Source organism: Desulfitobacterium hafniense DCB-2 (assembly GCF_000021925.1).
GTDB classification, from domain to species: domain Bacteria; phylum Bacillota; class Desulfitobacteriia; order Desulfitobacteriales; family Desulfitobacteriaceae; genus Desulfitobacterium; species Desulfitobacterium hafniense.
The window spans coordinates 1658638-1680001 of the sequence record NC_011830.1; the positions used below are offsets into that span (position 1 = coordinate 1658638).

Annotated in this window: 20 protein-coding genes; 19 read left to right on the plus strand and 1 reads right to left on the minus strand. The window is 46.8% G+C overall.

Annotation, left to right across the window (positions count from 1 at the left end):
• The first annotated feature begins 9 nt into the window (after positions 1-9).
• From lgt to DHAF_RS24735, 17 genes are all read left to right on the plus strand, one after another.
• Positions 10-825, plus strand: a complete 816-nt coding sequence (gene lgt, locus DHAF_RS07755) for a prolipoprotein diacylglyceryl transferase (protein ID WP_005812530.1) — start codon at positions 10-12, stop codon at positions 823-825.
• A 72-nt stretch (positions 826-897) separates the two neighbouring features.
• Entirely contained in the window at positions 898-2103 is a 1206-nt protein-coding gene (locus DHAF_RS07760) for a saccharopine dehydrogenase family protein (protein ID WP_011461406.1), read from the plus strand.
• A gap of 4 nt (positions 2104-2107) precedes the next feature.
• The gene (gene nspC, locus DHAF_RS07765) at positions 2108-3238 is read left to right on the plus strand and encodes a carboxynorspermidine decarboxylase (RefSeq protein WP_011461405.1); all 1131 of its coding nucleotides are present in this window, start codon (positions 2108-2110) and stop codon (positions 3236-3238) included.
• Between the two features lie 207 nt (positions 3239-3445).
• Positions 3446-4357: a hypothetical protein gene (locus DHAF_RS07770; protein ID WP_011461404.1), complete on the plus strand. Its 912-nt coding sequence runs from the start codon at positions 3446-3448 to the stop codon at positions 4355-4357.
• 218 nt (positions 4358-4575) lie between these two features.
• Positions 4576-4968 carry a YbaN family protein gene (locus DHAF_RS07775; protein ID WP_041271932.1) on the plus strand — a complete coding sequence of 131 codons (393 nt, stop codon included), beginning with the start codon at positions 4576-4578 and terminating at the stop codon, positions 4966-4968.
• Positions 4969-5049: 81 nt separating this feature from the next.
• Positions 5050-5661 carry a hypothetical protein gene (locus DHAF_RS07780; protein WP_005812540.1) on the plus strand — a complete coding sequence of 204 codons (612 nt, stop codon included), beginning with the start codon at positions 5050-5052 and terminating at the stop codon, positions 5659-5661.
• A gap of 68 nt (positions 5662-5729) precedes the next feature.
• Positions 5730-7322 (plus strand): ABC-F family ATP-binding cassette domain-containing protein, encoded by a 1593-nt coding sequence (locus DHAF_RS07785; protein ID WP_041272056.1) that lies wholly within the window; start codon positions 5730-5732, stop codon positions 7320-7322.
• A 200-nt stretch (positions 7323-7522) separates the two neighbouring features.
• Positions 7523-8890, plus strand: coding sequence for a diguanylate cyclase domain-containing protein (locus tag DHAF_RS07790; protein WP_015943512.1), 1368 nt, complete (start codon positions 7523-7525; stop codon positions 8888-8890).
• 109 nt (positions 8891-8999) lie between these two features.
• Positions 9000-9809 carry a CPBP family intramembrane glutamic endopeptidase gene (locus DHAF_RS07795; RefSeq protein WP_015943513.1) on the plus strand — a complete coding sequence of 270 codons (810 nt, stop codon included), beginning with the start codon at positions 9000-9002 and terminating at the stop codon, positions 9807-9809.
• Positions 9810-9970: 161 nt separating this feature from the next.
• Positions 9971-10168: a hypothetical protein gene (locus tag DHAF_RS07800; protein ID WP_015943514.1), complete on the plus strand. Its 198-nt coding sequence runs from the start codon at positions 9971-9973 to the stop codon at positions 10166-10168.
• Entirely contained in the window at positions 10158-10874 is a 717-nt protein-coding gene (locus tag DHAF_RS07805; RefSeq protein WP_005812550.1) for a GntR family transcriptional regulator, read from the plus strand. Before DHAF_RS07800 ends, DHAF_RS07805 begins: the two co-directional genes overlap by 11 nt.
• Before the next feature lie 204 nt (positions 10875-11078).
• Entirely contained in the window at positions 11079-12239 is a 1161-nt protein-coding gene (locus DHAF_RS07810; protein WP_015943515.1) for an amidohydrolase, read from the plus strand.
• A gap of 119 nt (positions 12240-12358) precedes the next feature.
• Positions 12359-12724: a hypothetical protein gene (locus DHAF_RS07815; protein ID WP_015943516.1), complete on the plus strand. Its 366-nt coding sequence runs from the start codon at positions 12359-12361 to the stop codon at positions 12722-12724.
• A 203-nt stretch (positions 12725-12927) separates the two neighbouring features.
• On the plus strand, positions 12928-15978 hold the full coding sequence (locus DHAF_RS07820) for a hybrid sensor histidine kinase/response regulator (RefSeq protein WP_015943517.1): 3051 nt from the start codon (positions 12928-12930) through the stop codon (positions 15976-15978).
• A gap of 92 nt (positions 15979-16070) precedes the next feature.
• Positions 16071-16937 (plus strand): response regulator, encoded by an 867-nt coding sequence (locus DHAF_RS07825; RefSeq protein ID WP_015943518.1) that lies wholly within the window; start codon positions 16071-16073, stop codon positions 16935-16937.
• A 694-nt stretch (positions 16938-17631) separates the two neighbouring features.
• On the plus strand, positions 17632-18408 hold the full coding sequence (locus DHAF_RS07830) for a class I SAM-dependent DNA methyltransferase (RefSeq protein ID WP_015943519.1): 777 nt from the start codon (positions 17632-17634) through the stop codon (positions 18406-18408).
• A gap of 65 nt (positions 18409-18473) precedes the next feature.
• Entirely contained in the window at positions 18474-19556 is a 1083-nt protein-coding gene (locus DHAF_RS24735) for a hypothetical protein (RefSeq protein ID WP_242659950.1), read from the plus strand.
• A gap of 133 nt (positions 19557-19689) precedes the next feature.
• Here the strand turns inward: DHAF_RS24735 and DHAF_RS07840 are convergent, their stop codons facing one another.
• A complete protein-coding gene (locus DHAF_RS07840; protein ID WP_015943521.1) occupies positions 19690-20490 on the minus strand; it encodes an arylamine N-acetyltransferase family protein in 801 nt (266 codons plus the stop codon).
• A gap of 283 nt (positions 20491-20773) precedes the next feature.
• On the opposite strand from DHAF_RS07840, the gene DHAF_RS07845 reads away from it, so the two are divergent.
• Together DHAF_RS07845 and DHAF_RS07850 are read left to right on the plus strand one after the other, a co-directional pair.
• Positions 20774-21106: a hypothetical protein gene (locus DHAF_RS07845; RefSeq protein ID WP_015943522.1), complete on the plus strand. Its 333-nt coding sequence runs from the start codon at positions 20774-20776 to the stop codon at positions 21104-21106.
• A gap of 1 nt (position 21107) precedes the next feature.
• Positions 21108-21299 (plus strand): helix-turn-helix transcriptional regulator, encoded by a 192-nt coding sequence (locus tag DHAF_RS07850; RefSeq protein WP_005809677.1) that lies wholly within the window; start codon positions 21108-21110, stop codon positions 21297-21299.
• Positions 21300-21364 lie beyond the last annotated feature (65 nt).

Sequence of the window (21364 nt, forward strand, 5' to 3'; positions counted from 1 at the left end):
GAGCACCACATGACCGATCGTTTTTTAGTTCAAAATCTCTTTGGTATTGAAGGTTTGAACATTGCCTGGTATGGGGCAATTATTGCCTTCGGCATTATCCTGGGAGTATGGTTAGCCAGTCGGGAAGCAGAGCGGCAGGGATTAAAAGGGGATATGATCTTCGATTTTTTAATCATCGTTCTGCCCTTGGCAATCATCGGGGCCAGGGCTTATTATGTCATCTTTGAATGGGCCAACTACGCCGATGATCCCATGCGCATCTTTGCCATCCGCGAAGGCGGCTTGGCTATTTACGGCGGTGTGATCGGCGGCTTTATCGGGGCGTTGATCTTTGCCAAAAGAAATGGCTTTCCTTTGTTTAGGCTGATCGATATGGTGGTGCCCAGTTTAATTTTAGGACAAGCCATTGGCCGTTGGGGGAATTTTATGAACCAGGAGGCTTTCGGCAACCTGGTCACCAATCCTAACCTGCAGTTTTTTCCCTATGCTGTGTTGATCGACCGGTTAGGGGAATGGCACCAAGCCACTTTTTTCTATGAAAGCATGTGGAATCTGGCTGTTTTTGCTGTGCTCATCTATTTTCGCAAGAGAACGAAATTTACCGGGCAGCTGTTGGCCACCTATTTCATCGGGTATGGGCTGGGACGGTTTTGGATTGAAGGGCTGCGCACGGACAGTCTTTACCTGATTCCCGGGTTGCGGGTATCCCAAGCTTTATCCTTAATCCTGATTACTGTGGGCATTCTGATGTTCGTTTTCCGCAAAAGATTGTTTAAAGAGCATTTGGACTATGAAGGGAAATATCTGATGGACAGCAATGGATAATTCTTGTTGATAAACTCTTCGACATTCATTATAATCATCTTTGTGAATTTATTTGAAATGGGAGGTCTTAACATGGGAAAAGCCTTGATTATTGGGGCCGGCGGTGTGGCCAATGTGGTCGCCCACAAATGCTGTCAAGTTCCTGAGGTGTTTGAGGAAATTTGCATTGCGAGCCGGACGCTGAAAAAATGCGAGGATATTCGAGATAAATTAACCGGCAGCCGGACTAAAGTCAGGGTCGCTCAGGTTGATGCCGATCAGACAGAAGAAGTCATCCAACTCATTAAGGAGTTTCAACCGGAGCTGGTGATCAACGTGGCCCTTCCTTATCAGGACCTGACCATTATGGAGGCCTGTCTGGCCACCGGCGTTCATTATGTGGACACTGCCAACTATGAACCCCCCAATGTGCCGAAATTTGAATACAAATGGCAATGGGCCTACCGGGAAAAATTTGCCCAAGCCGGATTAACGGCTTTATTGGGAAGCGGTTTTGATCCCGGGGTAACCGGTGTTTTCTGCGCCTATGCCCAAAAGCACTATTTTGATGAGATTCATACCATCGATATTGTCGATGCCAATGGCGGGGATCATGGTTATCCTTTCGCCACTAATTTCAACCCGGAGATCAATATTCGGGAAATCACTGCCAAGGGTCGTTATTATAAAGAGGGAGAGTGGATTGAAACCGATCCCCTGTCCGTGAAGAAGGTCTATGATCTTGAGGAGATTGGGCCCAAGAATATCTACCTGCTCTATCATGAAGAGCTGGAATCTTTAGCACAGAATATTAAGGGAATCAAACAGATCCGTTTCTGGATGACCTTCTCCGATAATTATCTCAACCATTTAAAGGTTCTGGAAAATGTGGGCATGACTTCCATCGAACCTATTGAGTTTGAGGGTCAGCAAATCATTCCCCTCCATTTCCTCAAGGCTGTCCTGCCTGATCCGGCCTCCCTGGGACCGCGAACCAAGGGCAAAACCAATATCGGCTGCATTATCCAAGGAGTCAAGGATGGTCAGCCCCGCACCTATTATGTCTACAATATCTGCGATCACCAGGAATGCTATGCTGAAGTGGGCTCTCAGGCTATCTCCTATACCACCGGGGTACCGGCCATGATCGGCGCTAAGTTGATTATGGAAGGAAAATGGCAGAAGCCCGGCGTTTATAATGTTGAAGAGTTTGATCCCGATCCCTTTATGGCAGACCTGAATAAGTACGGATTGCCTTGGCGGGAAGATTTTGCCCCCACATTATTGGATGAGGAATAAAGTCATGAATATAAAAGAACTGCCCACACCCAGTTATGTGGTGGATGAAAACCTGCTCAGGAGAAATCTGGAGATTTTGCAATCCGTTCAAGAGCGGACAGGGTGCAAGATCCTGCTGGCCTTGAAAGGATTTTCCATGCATGCTGTGTTTCCTTTGGTGGGCCAATACCTGAAGGGTATCGCCGCCAGCTCCTTGTTTGAGGCGCGACTTGGCGTTGCAGAGATGGGCAAGGAAGTTCATGTCTACTCACCGGCCTATATCGAAGAGGAGTTTGACGAGCTGCTGGGGTATTGTGATCATATGGTGTTTAACTCCTTTGATCAGTGGCGCAAATTCAAAGATAAGGTGAAAAACCATCCTGGCCACATTGAATGTGGAATTCGGGTTAATCCTGAGTATTCGGAGATTGCCACGGATATCTATAACCCCTGCTATCAGAATTCCCGGCTGGGAGTGACCCTGGCCAATTTCAGGCCTGAAGAACTTGAGGGAATCGCTGGGCTGCATTTCCATACCCTATGCGAACAGAATTCGGATACCCTGGAACGCACCCTTAAAGTGGTGGAAGAGAAATTCGGTGAACATCTCCGGAAGATGAAATGGCTGAATCTGGGCGGCGGCCATCATATTACCCGCCCTGATTATGATATTGAGACCCTGGTCCGCTGTATTCTTCATTTGCAGGAAAAATACGGAGTGGAGATCTATCTGGAGCCCGGAGAGGCCATCGCCTTAAATACAGGGTTCCTAGTCACCAAGGTGCTGGATATCGTGGATAATGGAATGAAGATCGCCTTACTTGACGCTTCGGCGGCCTGCCATATGCCCGATGTCCTGGAGATGCCCTATCGTCCGGCGATTATCAATGGAGGGGAGCCGGGGGAACATCCCTACACCTATCGGTTGGGCGGCAATACCTGTCTGGCCGGGGATGTGATCGGCGACTATTCCTTTGCCGAACCCTTAAAGCCGGGGGACAAGCTTATCTTCTGCGATATGGCTCATTACACCATGGTCAAGAATAATATGTTCAACGGGGTAAACCTGCCCAATATTATGCTCTACAATGAAAAAGAAGGCTTTAAGCTGATTCGCCGTTTTGGCTATGAGGATTTCAAAAACCGATTATCTTAGCTGGAGCAGAAGGGCCTGTCACCAAACGTTTGCAAACGTGGGGCGGCAGGCCTTTTGCTATTCTTTTAGGCGGCACTGGTAGAGGATGAAAAACGCGAATCAGCTTTCGGCCCTTTTTCTGAGTAGTATTGAATGAGAAGGAGAGACGCTAAGGTGAGTCGAATTAAAGAGGGGCAGAGTTTACAAACGTAACAATGGAGGTAAGTAATGAAAAAAAACATAGTCCCGATTATAATTTCCATACTCATCCTTTTACAGGTGGTGACCCTGGTCCGGATCGGAGGTCTGCAGGATGAACTCCAAAATACACGGAATCAACTTATGGATATGACATCTGCCCAGTCAAGCCAGATCAACAGTATTTACGCCAATATCGATTCGATGCTGAAACGCCAGGCAAGCATTATCGATAGCTATGATTATGCATTGGGCACTTTTGACCGAGACAGTCTCACTGTCCCCGTAACCTTTAACATCTCACCTAAGGAAACGAAGGCGGAGACTCTTGCCACTTTATATGTATCAGGTCAAAGTACGGAAATGGCCAGAAGCGGAACCAGCTTTTCCGGCACCCTCCCGGTAAATATTTTTGATACCATTGATGCTAAGGTGGTCATAGCAGATGACGGCACGGAGAGAACCGAAAAATTGGAGGTATGGGAGGACCTGCGCGCCAGGGTGCTGCCGGCTGTCCAGGCAAGATTTGAGCGTGAAAGCGGAACGATCTATAGAAAGACACCTGCTGAATCATCCGGTGAGTATCGCAGCAAAGGGAACTTGAGCATGGTGGTAACGCCGGTACAAAATAATACCATAGAGAAAGCACGCTTTGTTGTGGATGTGGATGGCAGTATTGTTTCCGAAAAGGCTTTGAATTCTGGTGGTCTAGGGACTGAGATTGACGAAAAAATTACCCTTTCCGCAGGCCAAACCTTAACCCTTTCAGCCCTGGCAACAGATAGCTTTGGCTTGATTCATAAGGTGATTTTAGATAAATTCACTTTGGATGAACATGCTGAACCTGTTCGCGGCGATGAATGGATGTGGATGGGTGAGGTTATTATTATGGACAATGAGGGAAAGATTCTCTATGCGCCTCAGTATGATAAGGTGAACTAGGATGTGAAAAAAACATTGACAAATGGTCACCCATAGTATATTGTGATCTTACAAGTTAGCTGTTGCTAACTTGCGGCTGCTCAAAAATTTCCGTCAAGTGCTTAGCTGAAGAAGAAAAAGAAAGATCAATTAATTTTTTATGAGGAATGATGCCGGCATCATTCCTCATACCAGTTAAGGGATGTCTCCTGTGTGCTTAGTTTTAAAGAGCGGGAGTGATGAAGGTGATCAAAAAATATATGTGTATAGGCTTGGGATTGCTGTGTTTCGGACTGGGTGCTGTCGGTGTCCTTTTGCCTCTGCTGCCAACCACACCCTTTCTCCTGGCCGCAGCCTTTTTCTTTGCCAGGGGTTCAGAAAAATTCAACACTTGGTTTTTAGGAACAGAGTTGTATAAAAACCATCTGGAGAGTTTTGTCAGCACCCGCGCCATGACCTTTAAAACGAAAGCAAGCATACTGGCCTTCGCGTCAGCCATGCTTCTCCTCGCTTTTGTTTTCACTAACAGTATTTTGGCCAGAGTTCTGATCGCCGGCATGTTTATCTTTAAATACTATTATTTTACTTTTCATATCACTACATTAAAAAAAGATGAAAGAGCCAATGAATAAAATTAATCATTTTTTAAGATTTTCTTTAGGAGTTCTTTAATTCTCTGTGTCATAATTAAGCATGTCATTTAATTTAAATTCATGGAGGAAGAACTCATTATGCAAACATATTATTTATATATCGTATTGACCCGCACCACTACCGTTCTGTCCAGGCTTATTCATCTGTTGAAGAAAGACGACTATACCCATGCGGCGCTGTCCCTGGACAGCGATCTGAATCATATGTACAGTTTTGGCAGAAGGAATCCTTATAACCCTTTTATCGGGCGGTTCAGAAGGGAAGATATCCATGAAGGGGTTTATGGCTTCTGTGAGAATTTACCCGGCGCTATTGTTGAAGTCGAGGTAACCAAGCAGCAGTATGACAAAGTGAAAGAAGTGTTGGATCACTTTATTGCGCATAGTGATCGTTATAAATATAATTACCGGGGCCTTTGGGATAGTATATGGGATAAGCCCTTGTCCAGTGAGGATCGCTTTATGTGTTCGGAATTTGTGTACTATGTCTTAAAAGAAAGCGGTGTTATGGATTTACAGATACCCAGAAACCTGGTAAGGCCGCAAAACCTGCTCCATGCCGAAGGCCGGATCATCTATCAAGGTGACCTGAAAGCAGTGAAACCCCGGACAACCATCGATCTGTATGCCAATGAGGTGGGGAGAAGAGGGCTTAAGATTAATGCATTATGATCGTATTTGTGCTATACTCTTATGATGTATGCAAATACAAAAATAAAGATCATAAAGGCGGGCATAAATTGATTAGTGTTAATAACGTGAGCTTAAGATATGGCGGGCGGAAGCTCTTTGAAGATGTCTCTTTGAAATTCACTCCAGGTAATTGTTATGGCGTGATTGGCGCTAACGGTGCCGGAAAAAGCACTTTTCTCAAAATTCTTTCGGGAGAAGTTGAGCCGAACTCCGGGGATGTGACCATCGCGCCGGGAGTCCGGCTATCGATGCTCAAGCAGGATCATTACCAGTATGATCAGTATACGGTTTTAGATACGGTCATTATGGGCAACCAGCGGCTTTATGCCATCATGAAGGAGAAGGAAGTCCTCTACGGGAAAGCTGATTTTACCGATGAGGACGGAATCAAGGCTGCGGAGCTGGAGCATGAATTCGGAGAGATGAACGGCTGGGAAGCGGAGTCCGAAGCCTCGACTCTTTTACAAGGTTTAGGCATCGGCACAGAATTGCATGAGAAGGCTATGTCTGAACTGACCGGTGTGGAAAAGATTAAGGTGCTTCTGGCTCAGGCTCTTTTCGGCAATCCCGGCATCCTCATTTTGGACGAGCCCACCAACCATTTGGATATCCAATCCATCCGCTGGCTGGAGGAGTTTTTGATTGGATTTGAGGGAACGGTCATCGTCGTTTCCCATGACAGGCATTTTCTCAATAAGATTTGTACCCATATGGCGGATGTGGACTTTGGCAAGATCAAGCTTTATGTGGGCAATTATGATTTCTGGTATGAATCCAGTCAGTTAGCCCTGCAAATGACCCGGGATCTTAACAAAAAGAAAGAAGAAAAGGCCAAACAGCTTAAGGAGTTTATCGCCCGCTTCAGCGCCAATGCCTCCAAATCCAAACAGGCCACTTCCCGGAAAAAGATGCTGGATAAGCTGAATATCGAAGATATTGAACCTTCCAACCGCAAATATCCCTATGTAGGCTTTAAACCGGAGCGGGAAGTGGGCAATGATATCCTGACGGTAGAAGGTTTGACCAAAACCATCGATGGAGTTAAGGTCTTGGATAATGTCAGCTTTATTCTGAGCAAAGGGGATAAAGTTGCCTTGGTAGGCACCAATGAAGGGGCCTATACCGCTCTGCTCCAGATATTGGCCGGAGAAATGGAGCCGGACAGCGGCAGCTATAAATGGGGCGTCACCATTACCAAGGCCTATTTCCCCAAGGATAACACAGAGTATTTTCAGGATGTGGACTTGAGCCTGGTGGATTGGCTGCGGCAGTTTTCCGCGGATAAAACCGACACCTATGTCCGTGGTTTTCTGGGCAAGATGCTCTTTTCCGGGGAAGAAGCCCTGAAATCCCTTAAAGTCCTTTCCGGCGGCGAGCGGGTCAGGTGCATGCTGGCTAAAATGATGCTGAGTCAGGCCAATGTGCTTCTTTTGGACCAGCCCACCAATCACTTGGATCTGGAATCCATCACAGCCCTGAACAATGGGCTGACGGATTATAAAAGCAATATTATCTTTACCTCCCATGACCATCAATTCATCCAGACCATTGCCAACCGCATTATTCAGATCACTCCTGAAGAGATGCTGGATGTTCGGTTGAGCTATGATGAGTTTCTGGATAACCTGGCGATTGGATAATGAAGGGGATAAAGACAGTTTAGGAATGCCGGCGGCATTCCTTTTTGCTTCCTCAATGCCAGCCAGCCCAACTTCACCGGGGAAAATTAATGTTGTTCTTGGAAATCGAGAGGTGATTCCTGAAATATAGCGAATTATCAAGTTACTGGGATTTGATAGGTTTTTATTGGTTCATGAGGGCTCGATAGGAGATGCGTAGTGTGGAAGACGTTGATATGAAAAATTTTCTGGAAACGATTGAGGATATGATCCTCATTATTAATCGGGAAGGAAGATTATTATATGCAAATACTGCCGTGCCTAAGAAGCTGGGCTATCCTCATGAAGGATTAATGAACATGCATATCCTGACCATTACCAGCGCCGGTAAGATGGCTGAAGGTGAAAAGATCTTAGCTGAGCTGTTTGCGGGCAAAAAAGAAAGTCTCCCTTTGTCCCTGGAAAAAAAGGAGGGAACCTCCATCCCTGCAAAAGCGCGTATCTGGCAGGGGAAGTGGCATAATGAGCCTTGTCTTTTTGCCATCATTAAGGATTTGTCAAAAGAAGAAAGAGCTTCTTCAACCCCATTCCTGGAGCCTGATGAGATTCATACAGGGATCAGCGGGGCGGCTTGGTGCGAAAAGCCTGATTTCGCCAGCGATATATCCTGTGAGCTAAAAGATGAAGAACCCTCCAAACCCAGAGTGTTAATCGTGGATGATCAGCTTTTTAATTTAAAGCTTTTAGAAAGTGCTCTTAAAGAAGATTACATCGTGATGACCGCCGACAACGGGATTGAGGCCTTAGAGCTGGCCACGGGAAAAAGCCAGCCCGATATTATCCTGCTGGATATTATTATGCCGGTGATGGATGGCTATGAGGTATGCATTCGTCTGCGGGAAATGCCGGAGACGCGGGATATTCCGGTAATTTTCCTTAGCGCCCTCAAAAACGAAAAGAATGAGGAGTATGCTCTGCAATTGGGGGTAGTGGATTATATCACGAAGCCTTTCAGCTTGCCCATCATCAAAGGCCGGCTCCGAAACCATGTGGAGCAAAAGAAATACAGGGATCGGCAAAAAGAAAATAGCTATATTGATGAATTGACGCAAATCGCCAATCGCCGGAAATTCAATGAAACGGTGACTATAGAGTGGAATCGGGCCAGGCGTAACGGGAATAGCTTATCCGTATTGATGATCGATGTGGATTGTTTTAAAAAGTACAATGATTTTTACGGTCACTTGGAGGGGGATAAATGCCTCTATAAAATTGCCCAAACCTTAAAGTCAAATGTAAAGCGCTCTTCAGATTTGGTAGCCAGATGGGGCGGGGAAGAGTTTGCCTGCGTTCTTACGGATACGGATCGGATTGGCGCTATGCTGGTGGGTGAACGTTTGCGCAGGGCTGTCGTCAAGCTGAATATCCCATCCGAAATTTCCGATGTGGATAGAGTGGTCACGGCCAGCATCGGTGTAGCCACGGCGTTGCCTTCCGTGGATAACTCCTTGGAGGAACTGCTGCATAAAGCTGATATGGCTCTATATAAAGCCAAGAAAACCGGAAGAAATTGTGTATGCACGCCATAACCCCAACAGCCATGCCATGTAGACACGTTTAGCCCTTTCGTTTACAATATAGAATGAGATTTGCCTGACATAATGGCTTTACATAGAGAAAGTTGGGAAGAAATTATCCATGGACAATAAATCATACCGAAAAGTGCCCAAAGGTAATAAGAAAGATAAGTATAAAGATAAGGATAAAAATAAAGATAAAATTCAAGATAAAAATAAAAAAGAAACGGTAAATAAAGAGGATAGCAGAATCCCTCCCCGTCATCCGGTATGGAATGTTTGGCAAGGGCTTTTTCTGCTGCTCATTATCTATGGAATTGAATTCTTTCTCGGTTGGCTTAGAACTCCTAAGGATTTAGATCAATTAGAGGGGTTCTTTCGCTTTTTGACCGTGGGAATGGGTGAGGCTCTGCTTTACCTTATCATCATTTTATGTTTTTTTAAGCTCATCCGCCGTCCTCTCAGAGAGTTAGGCCTGGTCAGACCTCATGTTCGCTATATTCTACTGGGGCTGATGATGGGAGTTTTTCTCCTGGTGGTCGTAGGGCTGATCGGGAATTTCCTGGCCAACAAATTAGGAACACCTGCGCCCCAAAGCTTCACCCTCGTGCTTATGGGTGCTCAATACGATTGGCAGCTGATGCTGCTTATTATCCTGGGCGGCATGATTGCTCCGATCAAGGAAGAGGTTTTTTTTCGGGGAATTTTTTATCCACCCTTTCGCCAAGGCTATGGCAGGGGTAAAGGGATTCTTTTTACGGCGGGGCTTTTCGCTTTGCTGCATTTTGATGTTCTGCGCTTTATTCCCTTACTGGTGGGGGGAGTCGTTTTAACCTGGCTCTACGAAAAGACCGGCAGCCTCTGGCCTTCGATTATCGCCCATGGCACCTGGAATACGCTCATGGCTTTAATGGTGTGGATACAACGGTAGACAAGGGTAATTTTAGAGTCGATATTTGTAGAAAATCGAAGAAAAATATGGTAACTATTTTCTTGCCAGTGAGATTATTAGTGCTATAATTAAATTAAAAAATTGTAGACAATCTACAATTTAAAAAGGAAATTTGCGAGAAGATAGGGATGAGGATCCATATGGAGAGAGCTAAGGCTGGGTTTGAAGCATTAGTATCAGAATTCAAAGAGACTGTTTTGGTTGATTTTCTGGGAGTTATGGCCATCTATAGAAATGGTGAAAAAGTCGAAGCAGTGGTAAAAGCAGAAGCAGCTCCTGAAAAAATTGAGGAAATGATCAGGGGGTATAATACCAAGAGGTGGGCGCATGCTGAATAATGCTTATGATCGATTAAATCATATGATCACCTATTCAAAAGCAAATCTAAGTGAGACCGTGGTCTCCTATGTGAAGAATAAGATTCTCACCGGGGAATTGAAGAGCGGGGATCGGCTGGTTGAAACGGATATATCAGAAGAGCTGGGGATAAGCAGAGCCCCTATACGCGAGGCCTTAAGAGAGTTGAATATGCGGGGAATCCTGATATTTTTGCCCAAGAAGGGCAGTCAGGTGCTTAATTTAGGTTATAAAGACATTGAAGAAATCCTGTCCATAAGAATTCCGCTGGAGATGCAGGTGCTGACCCTTATTTTTAAAAAATCCCTTTTACAGGAACAGGAATTAGATTATCTGGAGAAGCTGAATCAGGAGATGATCAGGGCAGACAAGGAAACGGCCATGGATGTCAGGGAGAAAAACTATATTTTTAATACCTGTGACTTGGCTTTTCATGAATTTTTCTGGAAACGATCAGAAAGCCTGCGCAGGGTGGAGATTTTAGAAAACCAATACTTCCAATTGCTGGCGGCGATGAACAGGGATATATCAACATTAGGCTCAGTTATGGAAAAACATGATGAACATAAAAGGATCATCGAGGCCTGCCGTACAGGGGTGCTTGATCAGGTGTTAGCCGCCTTTCAGGCACATATGGCTCCGTATCTAAAAGCGATTATAAAACTTGAAAACCAGACCGGCAAGTAAGAGTCATAAACAGGTTACTTTGTTGCTTAAATGTGCTATAATGTAAAAAGAGATATCCAAAGGCGGCGACCTTGGATATCTTTTTTAGATCTTAGGGATATAGAATTAATTGCGGACAGAAAAAGTGCCCTGCCTTTACAGGAGGGGGGTGCTTTTTTCTTTGGGCGGTTTTTTCTATAGCTGTAAAAACAGGAGGAGATTAGTATGTTATTAATTAAAAATGGAACGCTGCTTACGATGACAGGTGAACCGATTGAGAATGGCCAACTGCTCGTGGATAAGGGCAGAATCATTGCCGTGGGCAAGGATTTGAGCATTCCCGAACATTGTCCGACCCTTGATGCTGAAGGCGGTTTTATCATGCCTGGTATGATTGACGCTCACTGCCATGCAGGTATGTGGGAGGACGGGCTGGATTTTGAGGGAGCGGACGGCAATGAAGGTACTGACCCGGCGACACCCCACCTTAGGGCCATCGATGCTATTAATCCGAGGGACAGAGCTTTGACGGAAGCCTATGAACATGGCGTGACCTGCATCTGCACCGGTCCCGGCAGTGCCAATGTGATAGGTGGGCAATTTGCCACGATTAAAACCAAAGGGACAAGAATCGATAAGATGATTCTCCAGGAAACGGCGGCGATGAAGGTTGCTTTCGGTGAAAATCCGAAGAAAAGATACAGTGCCAAGCAACAAAGCCCTTCGACAAGAATGGCCACCGCAGCGATCTGGAGAGAGTATCTGTTTAAAACCAAAAATTATCTGGAGAATAAAGAGAAAGGTTCAGGGTTTGACCTGAAGCTGGAAAGCTTGATCCCGGTGGTGAAAGGTGAGCTGAATGTCAAAGCTCATGTGCACAGAGCCGATGATATTTTCACGGCAATTCGCATTGCCAAAGAGTTTGGCCTTAAGATGACCCTGGAGCACTGCACTGAAGGGCATTTAATCGCTGATGAGCTGGCGGAAGAAGGCTTTTCCGTCATCGCAGGGCCCTTCATCGGCCCCAGGGGAAAAGTGGAGTTAAAAGAACTGACCTTTGCTACCCCGGCGATCCTGCATAAAGCCGGGCTGAAAATAGCCTTGATGACCGACCATCCGGTTGTTCCCGTACATTATCTGCCGGTGTGCGCGGCCTTGGCGGTCAAAGCGGGACTGGCTGAAGAGACGGCCCTTAAGGCCATAACCCTGAATCCTGCTGAAATCCTGGGGATTTCGGAGCGGGTAGGTTCCCTGGAGGCGGGTAAAGACGCAGATATTGCGGTCTTTGACCGGCATCCCTTGGATGTTCAGGCGCAAACCACCTGGGTGCTGATCGATGGCGAGGTTGTCTTTAAGCGGGGATACTTTGGCGATAGTCAGCGATAAGCAGAGATGGTTAGTGAGGTAAGAAGAATAGAATAGCTGAAAATAACCGATTCTAAATTCGAATCACCTTCTTCAAAGGCCAAAACAACAAATATCATCTAAGGAAAGGGGTTCGAAATATGGCGGAAAGAAATATCCTTGCGTATTTCAACACGGTGGAACAAGCTGAAGTTATCGCCAACCGCATCAAAGACTTAGGAATAACGGATGTACAGATTGATCGAATTCATAAGTTCTCTGAAGCGACCGCCGATCATCTCATGAATCCACTCACCGGTCAGATGGGCAGCTTAGCGGATTTAACCCTGGGCAGTGGCGGCGGGGGTGCAGGTCCTTTAATGGCAGCCGATACTTCAGCCAGCGGAATGAGTGATGGGGGCGGAACAGCCGCCTCTGGCCGGGATATCTTACTGGCGGCGATTGTCGATGAGTCCCAATTCGAGCAGCTGCGCCAGGAAATTCGTGCTCAAGACGGCCTCATCTGATCACCCAAAAAGCTTCCGGTCTCAGGGCAATCTGTGGCCGGACTTTTTCATGTACTGAAGACAAGTTGAATAGAGCTGCCGTCATAGCAGTGTTTTGTTATTTAATGGCTATCCGATGGAGAGCTTTTATGGCATAATGAAGAATATTTGGATCATATTCATTTCCAAAAAACTGATATGATGGATATGGAGTCGATCATTGGATGAGAAAAATGCTGATGGCGCTTGTTGCAGTGAGTTTCGGGTGTTTTCTTCTGCTTTTTGGCCTGTTGGAGACCACGGATAATAAAGTCCTCAAATCAGAACTATCTCAGCAAGGGGTTCTGGATTTGCGGGATTGGGATGCTGCTTCCGATCAGGTTGTTCCCTTGGACGGACAATGGGAATTTTATTGGCATCAGCTGCTGGAACCGGGTGGAGAACCTGATTCCGCGGCAAATGTTATTCAAGTTCCGGGTTTTTGGCGAAATGATATGGCAACCAGGATTGACCATGCCAGGGGAGCCGCTACCTATCGCCTGACGATCAAACTGAAGCCTTCGGATACGGTTTATGGGCTGAGGATTTCCAACATCCGGATGGCCAGCGCGATCTATGTGAATGGAAATCAGGCGGGGGGGAGCGGTAAGCCCGCTTTAACCCAGGATGAGTATCAATACGAGAATAAGCCGTATAATGTATTTTTTCCCGTGCAGGGGGATACGGCGGAAATTTTGATTCATGTGGCCAACTATGAAAATAATCAGGGAGGGATTCCCTATCGTCTATATTTCGGCAGTGCCCAAGGCATTCATACCTTAAATACCAATACGACGCTGCTTAATGTGAGCCTGATTGTGTCCCTGCTCATGCTGGGGTGCTATCAGCTGAGTGTCTTTATTATCCGCAGAGAGGAAAAAGGTCCCCTCTATTTTGGCTTAAGCTGCGTCGTGATTGCCTGGTCCTATGCCTCCACCGGGGACAGGCTCCTGATTGAGTACTTTAACCTGCCCACGGAAATCTATTATAAGATCCAGGCCATCTCTTTGTACTCTTCCCTGATTCCCATGGCCATGTTCATCAAAACCATGTGCAAAGGACTGATCCCCCGCTGGCTGACCAAGGGTATTATCTATGGGATGGGTTTGTATAGCGGTGTTGTCCTTGTCACGCCCTTCCAATGGTATTCCCCCTTCAATTTATTGTTCAGCTTTATTCAAATGGCGGCTAACATCATCATCGTGGGGCTGTTGCTCTATTCTTTCCGGCAGGGAAGATACGGCGAATTCAACCGGAAAAGCCTGGGACTCTTTATCCTGGCCTTGGGCTGCTATCTTCTGGGTTTAATCGACTATGGGCTCTATCTGAGCAGTGTGGTTCTTGATTATAAACTAGGATATTATGCGATTTTGAGCTTTTGTTTTCTGGCTTCGTTCATCATGTCGTACCAATTTTCCGAAGCCTATAAGACCATTGAAAGCATGGCTGCAGAGCTTCAGCAAGCCGACAAGCAAAAAGACGAGTTTTTGCTCCATACCTCCCATGAGTTTCAAACTCCTCTCCACGGCATCATCAATTTATCCCAAGCCATGCTGGAGACCGAGGGGGAACTGAGCGAAAATCATCTGCAGAATCTGGCTGTGATCAGGGACACCTCCCGAAAGCTGTCCGCTTTGGTCCGTGACATTCTGGACCTGGATAAAATCAAGCGCAATGAATTGACGGTTCATCCGGCTGAGGTCGATGTCCGGGTGACCGTTTCCCTGGTCTTTGATTTACTTAAGCACTTGATTACAGCGAAAAAAATCAGGCTGATCAATAGGGTTCCTGAGGATTTGCCTTTTGTTTATGCGGATGAGAACCGGCTGCGGCAGATTATCCATAACCTGGTCGGCAATGCCATGAAGTTTACCAGTGCGGGAACGATTGCCATTTCCGCCCAGGTCCTGGAGAACCATGTGAAAATTATGGTTGAGGATACCGGAGTGGGAATTGCCCCATCCGACTGGGATACGGTTTTTCAACTTTTCGAGCAGGCCCACTCTCCCAATGAGTATGGCGGGACAGGCTTAGGGCTTTTTATTTGCCGGAAATTGGTGCAGATGATGGACGGGGAAATTTATATCGATTGGTCCGAGCCGGAGCGGGGAACCCGGATAGCCTTTACTCTGCCGCTGGCGGCAAAAGATTCGTGCTCTGCCCCGGCGTCCGTCCGGCCCCCGGAAAAATACCCAATGGATGAACCCTGGGGCAGGACGGAGCTGCCCCAAGGGGGCACGGGCAAGTTCACGCTGCTGGCTGTGGATGATGATTCGGCCAACCTACAGGTCTTAGCCCGCTTATTCGCTAATGAACCGTATAACGTGCTTTGGGCGACCAATGGGCTGGAAGCTTTGGAGCTGTTAAAAAGCCGTTCGGATATCGATTTGGTTCTGCTGGATGTGATGATGCCCAGAATGTCAGGCTATGAGGTGTGCCGGGAGATCAGGCGGCAGTTTTCCCTGTTTGAATTGCCGGTTATCTTATTGACAGTGCGTCATTCTCCGGGCGATATCGCGGCGGGCTTTAAGGCCGGGGCTAATGATTTTATGATCAAGCCTTTCGACGCCCTGGAGGTACGGGCCAGGACCGAAACCCTCCTGCAGCTGAAACAGTCGGTTGCAGCCGCCTTGAAGGCCGAAATGGATTTTCTCCAATCACAGATTAAGCCCCACTTCCTGTTCAACGCGCTAAACGCCATTATCACCTTATGCGGGACGGATGGGCTGCGGGCGGAGCAGCTGATAACCCATTTGAGCTATTACTTAAGGCGATGCTTTGAGCCCCGGACGGATAGTTTCTTGCTTTTGCAGGATGAACTCCGGCTGGTGGAAGCCTATGTGGAAATTGAAAAGGCCAGATTTGAGGACCGCCTTACTGTGTTGTATGAGGTTGATCCGGGCGCTTTGCTGAAGAGGATCCTGCCTCTCACCATCCAGCCTTTGGTGGAGAATGCCATCCGCCACGGGGTGATGAAGCGTGAGGAGGGGGGAACCATCCGTCTGACCATCCAATTGGCAGGGGATAGGGTTCACGTTGAAGTGTGGGACAATGGGGTGGGAATAAGAGAAGAGCAATTAAAGAATTTGTGGCTGAGCGATAACTCCTCTTCCGAGAGGCGGGGAGTGGGGCTGGCCAATATCCAGCGACGGTTGAAGCACTTCTGCGGGGAAGAATTGCATGTAACCAGTCGGGAAGGAGAATGGACCAAGGTTCAGTTTTGTTTCCGAGGGTGACCTGCTTCACTGGCAGCAGCGGCGTGGGATGCCCGCCTGCGTGGGAGCGGTGGGAATACATAGTGAAACTGGAAATGGGGAGACACACAATCATGATACGGATTGCTGCAGTGGATGATGAGAGGCATGCGTTGGAACGATTTGAGAGAATGGTGTCGGAAGTTAAGGAGCTTGAGTTGTGCGGACTGTTTAATACAGGGAAACAGCTATTAGCCTATATTAAAGAGCATCCCTTGGATGTCGTTTTTCTGGATATTGAGATGCCAGGTATTAATGGGCTTCAGCTTTCCGGGCAGATCCTGGACCTGAATGAAACTATTGATATCGTTTTTGTGACTGCCTTTAACCAATATGCCGTCGAGGCCTTTGAATTGCAGGCGATGGACTATCTTATGAAGCCTTTAAGCAAAGACAGGCTGGGAAAAACAGTAAAACGGTTATTGAAAACCAAAGGTTCAACGGATCGGCCCGGGAAACCCTTTATTCAATGTTTTGGGGGTTTTGAAGTTTTTCTGGATGGAAAAGCGCTGGCCTGGAAAAACTCCAAAGCCAAGGAGGTATTGGCTTTTTTGGTTCACAAAGAGGGGGTGCCGGTCAGCTGGGAAAAAATAAGTGATGCGGTTTGGCCTGATTACAATTCAGAAAAAGCCCAAACCAATTTTCATGCCACCACCTATTTGCTGCGGAAGAGATTGGCGGAAGCAGGCCTGGCTCGGATTCTGGAAAACGGACGGGGGAATTACCGAATCATCAAAGACCAGGTTCATTGTGACCTCTATCAACTGGAAGAGTTGATCAAGGGTGAGCGGATTATGGGCAAGGAAGAGGTCCGCTTGCTTGAGCAGTTGGAGCAAAGAGGTTATATGGAAGGGAGCGGGTATGTCTGGGCCTATGCCAAGGCCGCTGAACTTGATGGCGTATGCAAGAGAGTACTTAAGGATTTGGAAAAGAGAAAATAATTTTTTTGCGCATAATCTACATGTTTAGACAATGAAAAGATGAAAATCATTGATAAATAAGGGTTTAAGTTAATTACCCCATAGGACATAAGTCCTGTGGGGTAATTTCCATTTAGGGTTCATTTAGGGTTTGTTTAGGGTCCATTTAGGTTGAGTGTTTTATGATATTAACTAAAGAGATTGAGGAGCAGCTCAGGTCCTGGATTGGGAAATGATCTCTTGATAGCTAGAAAGAAAGGAAGAAAAGCAACAAGGCTTTTGAAATAAGCACGGCTTTTTTATCTACTTTGGAAAAGGAAAAAATTAAAAACCTTATGGTACCGCCATCACCTAATAATCGGGGTGGCGGTTTTTCTTATGCGGACAGCAGCAATTTTTCAGCGGAACCAATTCGTGGTTAGACATAGAAAATGCTCTTTCATATGATAATAGTGTGCCTAGCCAGGGTAGATAAAACTATTCAGACAGGAGGAATGAAGCCGCAAAGCGTCGAAATGGGTTACGAAGCTGGAATAATAAAGATTTTTCCAGCATGCTCAACGGCAGACAGCTCAGCCCCGCGGACATGGGCTGCCGATCGATTTTGACCTGGGGATTTTCCAAATCCCCACAGGGCATGATCTGGCGGGGAACGGTGGAGGTAAGCGGAATAGGTGAGATGAAGACATTGATAACATAAAGAGGAGGAACGCAGGTGGATCAGGTCAATGCTTATAGGAATTCGGCGCACCTTTATGATTTGGATCAGCGGGAGCTTGTCACGGCGGACATCCCTTTTTATCTTGAGTATGCCGGTAGTTTTGGGGGCGGAATCCTTGAGCTGGGCTGCGGAACAGGCCGGATCGCTATTCCTCTTGCTGAGGCAGGGCACGATATTACCGCTCTTGATCTCTCAGAAAATATGCTTGCTGCCTTTTCAGCGAAGCTCACCAATGTAGCTGCCGGAACGAAGAAAAAGCTGGCCCTTGTGCAGGGAAATATGGCAGACTTTTCCCTCCGGAAAACTTTTGACATGATAATCGCCCCATTTCGGGCTTTTCAGGCGCTGACCAGGGCTGAAGATATAAACGGATGTTTGGCTTGCATGCGCGAGCATTTGAATGATGGCGGTATCGTCATTATCAATGTTTTTCGCCCTTTTGGGACACTTGATGAAAGTTGGTGTTATCCTGAAACGGTCCAATGGGAGCGCTGGGATGATGCAACAGGCAGCAAAGTAGTCAAGAAACATTGGGGTCAGCGGATCGATGTTGAGAATCAGATAATATATCCTGGCTTTGCCTATGAAGTTATGGCGAGCAACGGGGTGGTTGAACGATTCGCCGATAATCTGGCACTCAAATATTATTACTATGAACAGCTGACAACGCTTTTGCAGGATGCTGGCTTCCGCATCAAAGAAGAATATGGATGGTACGATAAATCACCTATTGAAAATGGGAGAGAATTAATATTTGTTTGCACACGTTAGATACAGCGCAAGAAGAGACGGGATTGCTTTTCCTGATGGTCTTCGGAGGTGGGGGTGAAACAAAAGTGAAAAATATCTTGAATTACCAAAAGCCGGCTTCATGGATTAGGGTTGTGGCTTTGATTTTCTGTATTGGAGTTGCCTTATGCTTTCTGACCAATCCCAAAAACAGCCCAACCCCCGAAGCGGCTATCGCCCGGGCATTGGGGCTGGCGGAAAACGAGATTACAGTGTTCGGTACTTACGAAACCTGGGAGGAGGGGTGGTATATCCTGGGGTTTCTTGCCGACCGCAGCGAAGCGAGATCCGATCTGGGCGCAGCGCTGTTTCGGCAGGAAGGTGATCAATACAGCCTGGAGAGCTATTATCGGTGTAAAGACGGAGCCATTTCCCAAGACAAAATAGTTGTCTGCTCTTTCAGCAAAACACCTTCGAAGTATGATGTAATCCTCAGCAATAATGAAAATCTGGCCCGCATCCAACGCACGATCAACGGTGTGGCCGATTCCAGCTATGTGGGCGGCACTATTCCCGGTATGACCGTTCTAAGGTGCCCGGATGACCAGTATTCCTCGGCCGAGTTTCAGTTTTATGATCAATCCGGCCGGCAAATCGACGACTATGTTGCCAGCAATACAGTGCTGAACAGGGGAGAATATGAACCGAAGGGAATCGTCTCCCTTGCCCTTTGGAGTTCAGCCACGCCGGGATATTTCCTGGAAAGTGCCGTGGGTACAACCTTCGGCATTTATCCGGAGCGGTTCCAGGTGAGCATTACCGACGCTACAAGAGCTGCCTTTGTCGGAAATGTTCTCTATGAAGGCCCCCAATATATCACAGCGGATGTGGGGGACAGGATTGAGATCATGAGTTCAAGGGGAGAAAATGGCCCCGAGCCTCTGACCATGGACGTATCCTCCTATTCCCCCAGGCTATGCTACCAGGTGTTCACTGCGGACGGTACGGATACCGGCTACCGGATCTTCCGTATGGGCGGCGAAACATGGATCGGTCATTGGGGCTTATACGGCACAGCACAAAACAGCTGGTGGTGCGAGTATATTTTCAGGGTTAACCCATCCGGAGCCGGGTCACCCGGTTCGGCTATTTTAAAATTCGCCGTTTCGGGGATGGACTCATCTAGATGACTTTTTTAAAAACAGGCGAATTTTTAAGGAGAGTGGAGGACCCAACCCTAAAACGGTGATTTAACAAGGTTAAATATGAGAAAACTATGATTGGGATTTCAGAGACTGAGGAAAAATTGAGCCATGAATACGGTTAAAGTTTGAGAGGAAAGCTGACCGCCAGACCGAAATAATTCAGGAGCGCTTCCCTGAGCTTGTCTTCCGTGTCGAGCAGGGTTTCTTCCACCTGCCCGCCCTGATGGAGTCTCAGAACATTGTTGTTGATCGCGGCACTGCCGCCTTCCCGGGCGATATTGATCATACGCATTTGTTTAAAGCCGGATTGTTTATTCTGGGATAAATATTCGTTGGGGGCAAGGAAATCCACATTCTGGCAGGGGCGATCGTTAAATTTGAGGAGTTGCTCCCTGCCACCATCCACTGTCCTGTAAATGATAAAGTCGCCATCAGGGGCTTGAGCAAAAACAAAGCGGTTCGCTCCCGATTGCTGCTCCCCGGGGTCATCCAGCCTCAGCGCGCTGCAGGGGGCCGGGCCGCCGAAACCCACATCACAGAAGTACCGTGTTCCCTCAATAGTGACAATTCCGGCACAGTGCGAAATAGGCATATAGCCCGTCGCCATCCAGACTACCCGCACCATAACGGGATAACAATCGAAGCCAATATCCTGCAAAAGGCTCATGAAAAGCCCGTTGAGTTCAAAGCAATAGCCGCCTCTGCCCTGAACGACAATTTTGTCAAAAAGGGATTCGGTGTCCAGGAGAATATCCCGGCCAACATCATAAACGTCGAGATTTTCAAAGGGAACAGTGTGCAGCTGGGCCAGGATAAGTCGATTGAGCGTGTCCAGGTTGGGCCTCAGTTCGCCGGTAAAGCCGATTCTTTCCAGATACCGCTTTTTATCCGGCAGGGGTGCGGATAATTCTTCGTACATAATAGCTTCATCTCCTCGCTTAACAATGCTGGACTGGGAAAACGAGCAATATTCGATATTTTCAATAATCAAATTAACCATATCATATAACAACAAGCTTGTCTGCCATATTCTTTTTGGCAGACTTATGAAACCTTGAAGCGTTTCACCATTGTACCTGCAAAGGGCTTAAGGCTCTTGAATGCCCAGTAATGAAGCACTAATGTAAAAAGGTTTTGACATTTCCCAACTCCCTGCTATACTAAAAATGTAAAGAACATTTGACATTAAAGGGGGAGTTTTGATGGGTTCAAATTTAGCCGGGGCCCAAACCTGGCAAATAGTCGCTGTCTACGCGGCTTATGCTTTTCTGATTTTAGGGGCTGTTTGCCTGATCTTTATGCTGGCAGCGGTTTTCCGACAAGGTGATGAGCGCCGAAGCTATATTTTAACCAAAACCTGCACACATACCTTTTTAATTTACACCGCAGTAGTGTTTGTTATGGGGATGTATGCCCTATTCTTTCAAAAATACCACAATTTCAGCATGGAAAGTACACCGGTTGCTTCTTTAGGCTTAATTGCAATTTTGTTCACCGGCAGTCTTTTTCTGAATAAAAGAAAATACGGCAATTAAAATGAACAATAACATCAGGCAATACAGAAAAGAAAAGAATATCTCTCAAGAGGATTTGGCCAAAAGGTGTAATGTGTCAAGGCAAACGATCAATGCCATTGAAAACAACAAATATGACCCTACCCTTTCTTTAGCCTTTAAGCTGGCAGAGGTACTGCAGGTCACCGTAGATGAATTGTTCAAGTCAAAGTGAATCAAAATACCCGGACGGCAATAGTGAGCCGTAAGGGGAAGAAGAAATCAAGAGATAGCAGGAGA

Coding starts and splice junctions, on each gene's coding strand:
- DHAF_RS07800 (WP_015943514.1), top strand. CDS start 9,971: ATGGAGAGAGCTAAGGCTGGGTTTGAAGCATTAGTATCAGAATTCAAA.
- DHAF_RS07770 (WP_011461404.1), top strand. CDS start 3,446: ATGAAAAAAAACATAGTCCCGATTATAATTTCCATACTCATCCTTTTA.
- DHAF_RS07845 (WP_015943522.1), top strand. CDS start 20,774: ATGGGTTCAAATTTAGCCGGGGCCCAAACCTGGCAAATAGTCGCTGTC.
- DHAF_RS07805 (WP_005812550.1), top strand. CDS start 10,158: ATGCTGAATAATGCTTATGATCGATTAAATCATATGATCACCTATTCA.
- DHAF_RS07850 (WP_005809677.1), top strand. CDS start 21,108: ATGAACAATAACATCAGGCAATACAGAAAAGAAAAGAATATCTCTCAA.
- DHAF_RS07795 (WP_015943513.1), top strand. CDS start 9,000: ATGGACAATAAATCATACCGAAAAGTGCCCAAAGGTAATAAGAAAGAT.
- DHAF_RS07810 (WP_015943515.1), top strand. CDS start 11,079: ATGTTATTAATTAAAAATGGAACGCTGCTTACGATGACAGGTGAACCG.
- DHAF_RS07820 (WP_015943517.1), top strand. CDS start 12,928: ATGAGAAAAATGCTGATGGCGCTTGTTGCAGTGAGTTTCGGGTGTTTT.
- DHAF_RS07780 (WP_005812540.1), top strand. CDS start 5,050: ATGGAGGAAGAACTCATTATGCAAACATATTATTTATATATCGTATTG.
- DHAF_RS07760 (WP_011461406.1), top strand. CDS start 898: ATGGGAAAAGCCTTGATTATTGGGGCCGGCGGTGTGGCCAATGTGGTC.
- DHAF_RS07815 (WP_015943516.1), top strand. CDS start 12,359: ATGGCGGAAAGAAATATCCTTGCGTATTTCAACACGGTGGAACAAGCT.
- DHAF_RS07825 (WP_015943518.1), top strand. CDS start 16,071: ATGATACGGATTGCTGCAGTGGATGATGAGAGGCATGCGTTGGAACGA.
- DHAF_RS07775 (WP_041271932.1), top strand. CDS start 4,576: ATGAAGGTGATCAAAAAATATATGTGTATAGGCTTGGGATTGCTGTGT.
- DHAF_RS07840 (WP_015943521.1), bottom strand. CDS start 20,490: ATGTACGAAGAATTATCCGCACCCCTGCCGGATAAAAAGCGGTATCTG.
- lgt (WP_005812530.1), top strand. CDS start 10: ATGACCGATCGTTTTTTAGTTCAAAATCTCTTTGGTATTGAAGGTTTG.
- nspC (WP_011461405.1), top strand. CDS start 2,108: ATGAATATAAAAGAACTGCCCACACCCAGTTATGTGGTGGATGAAAAC.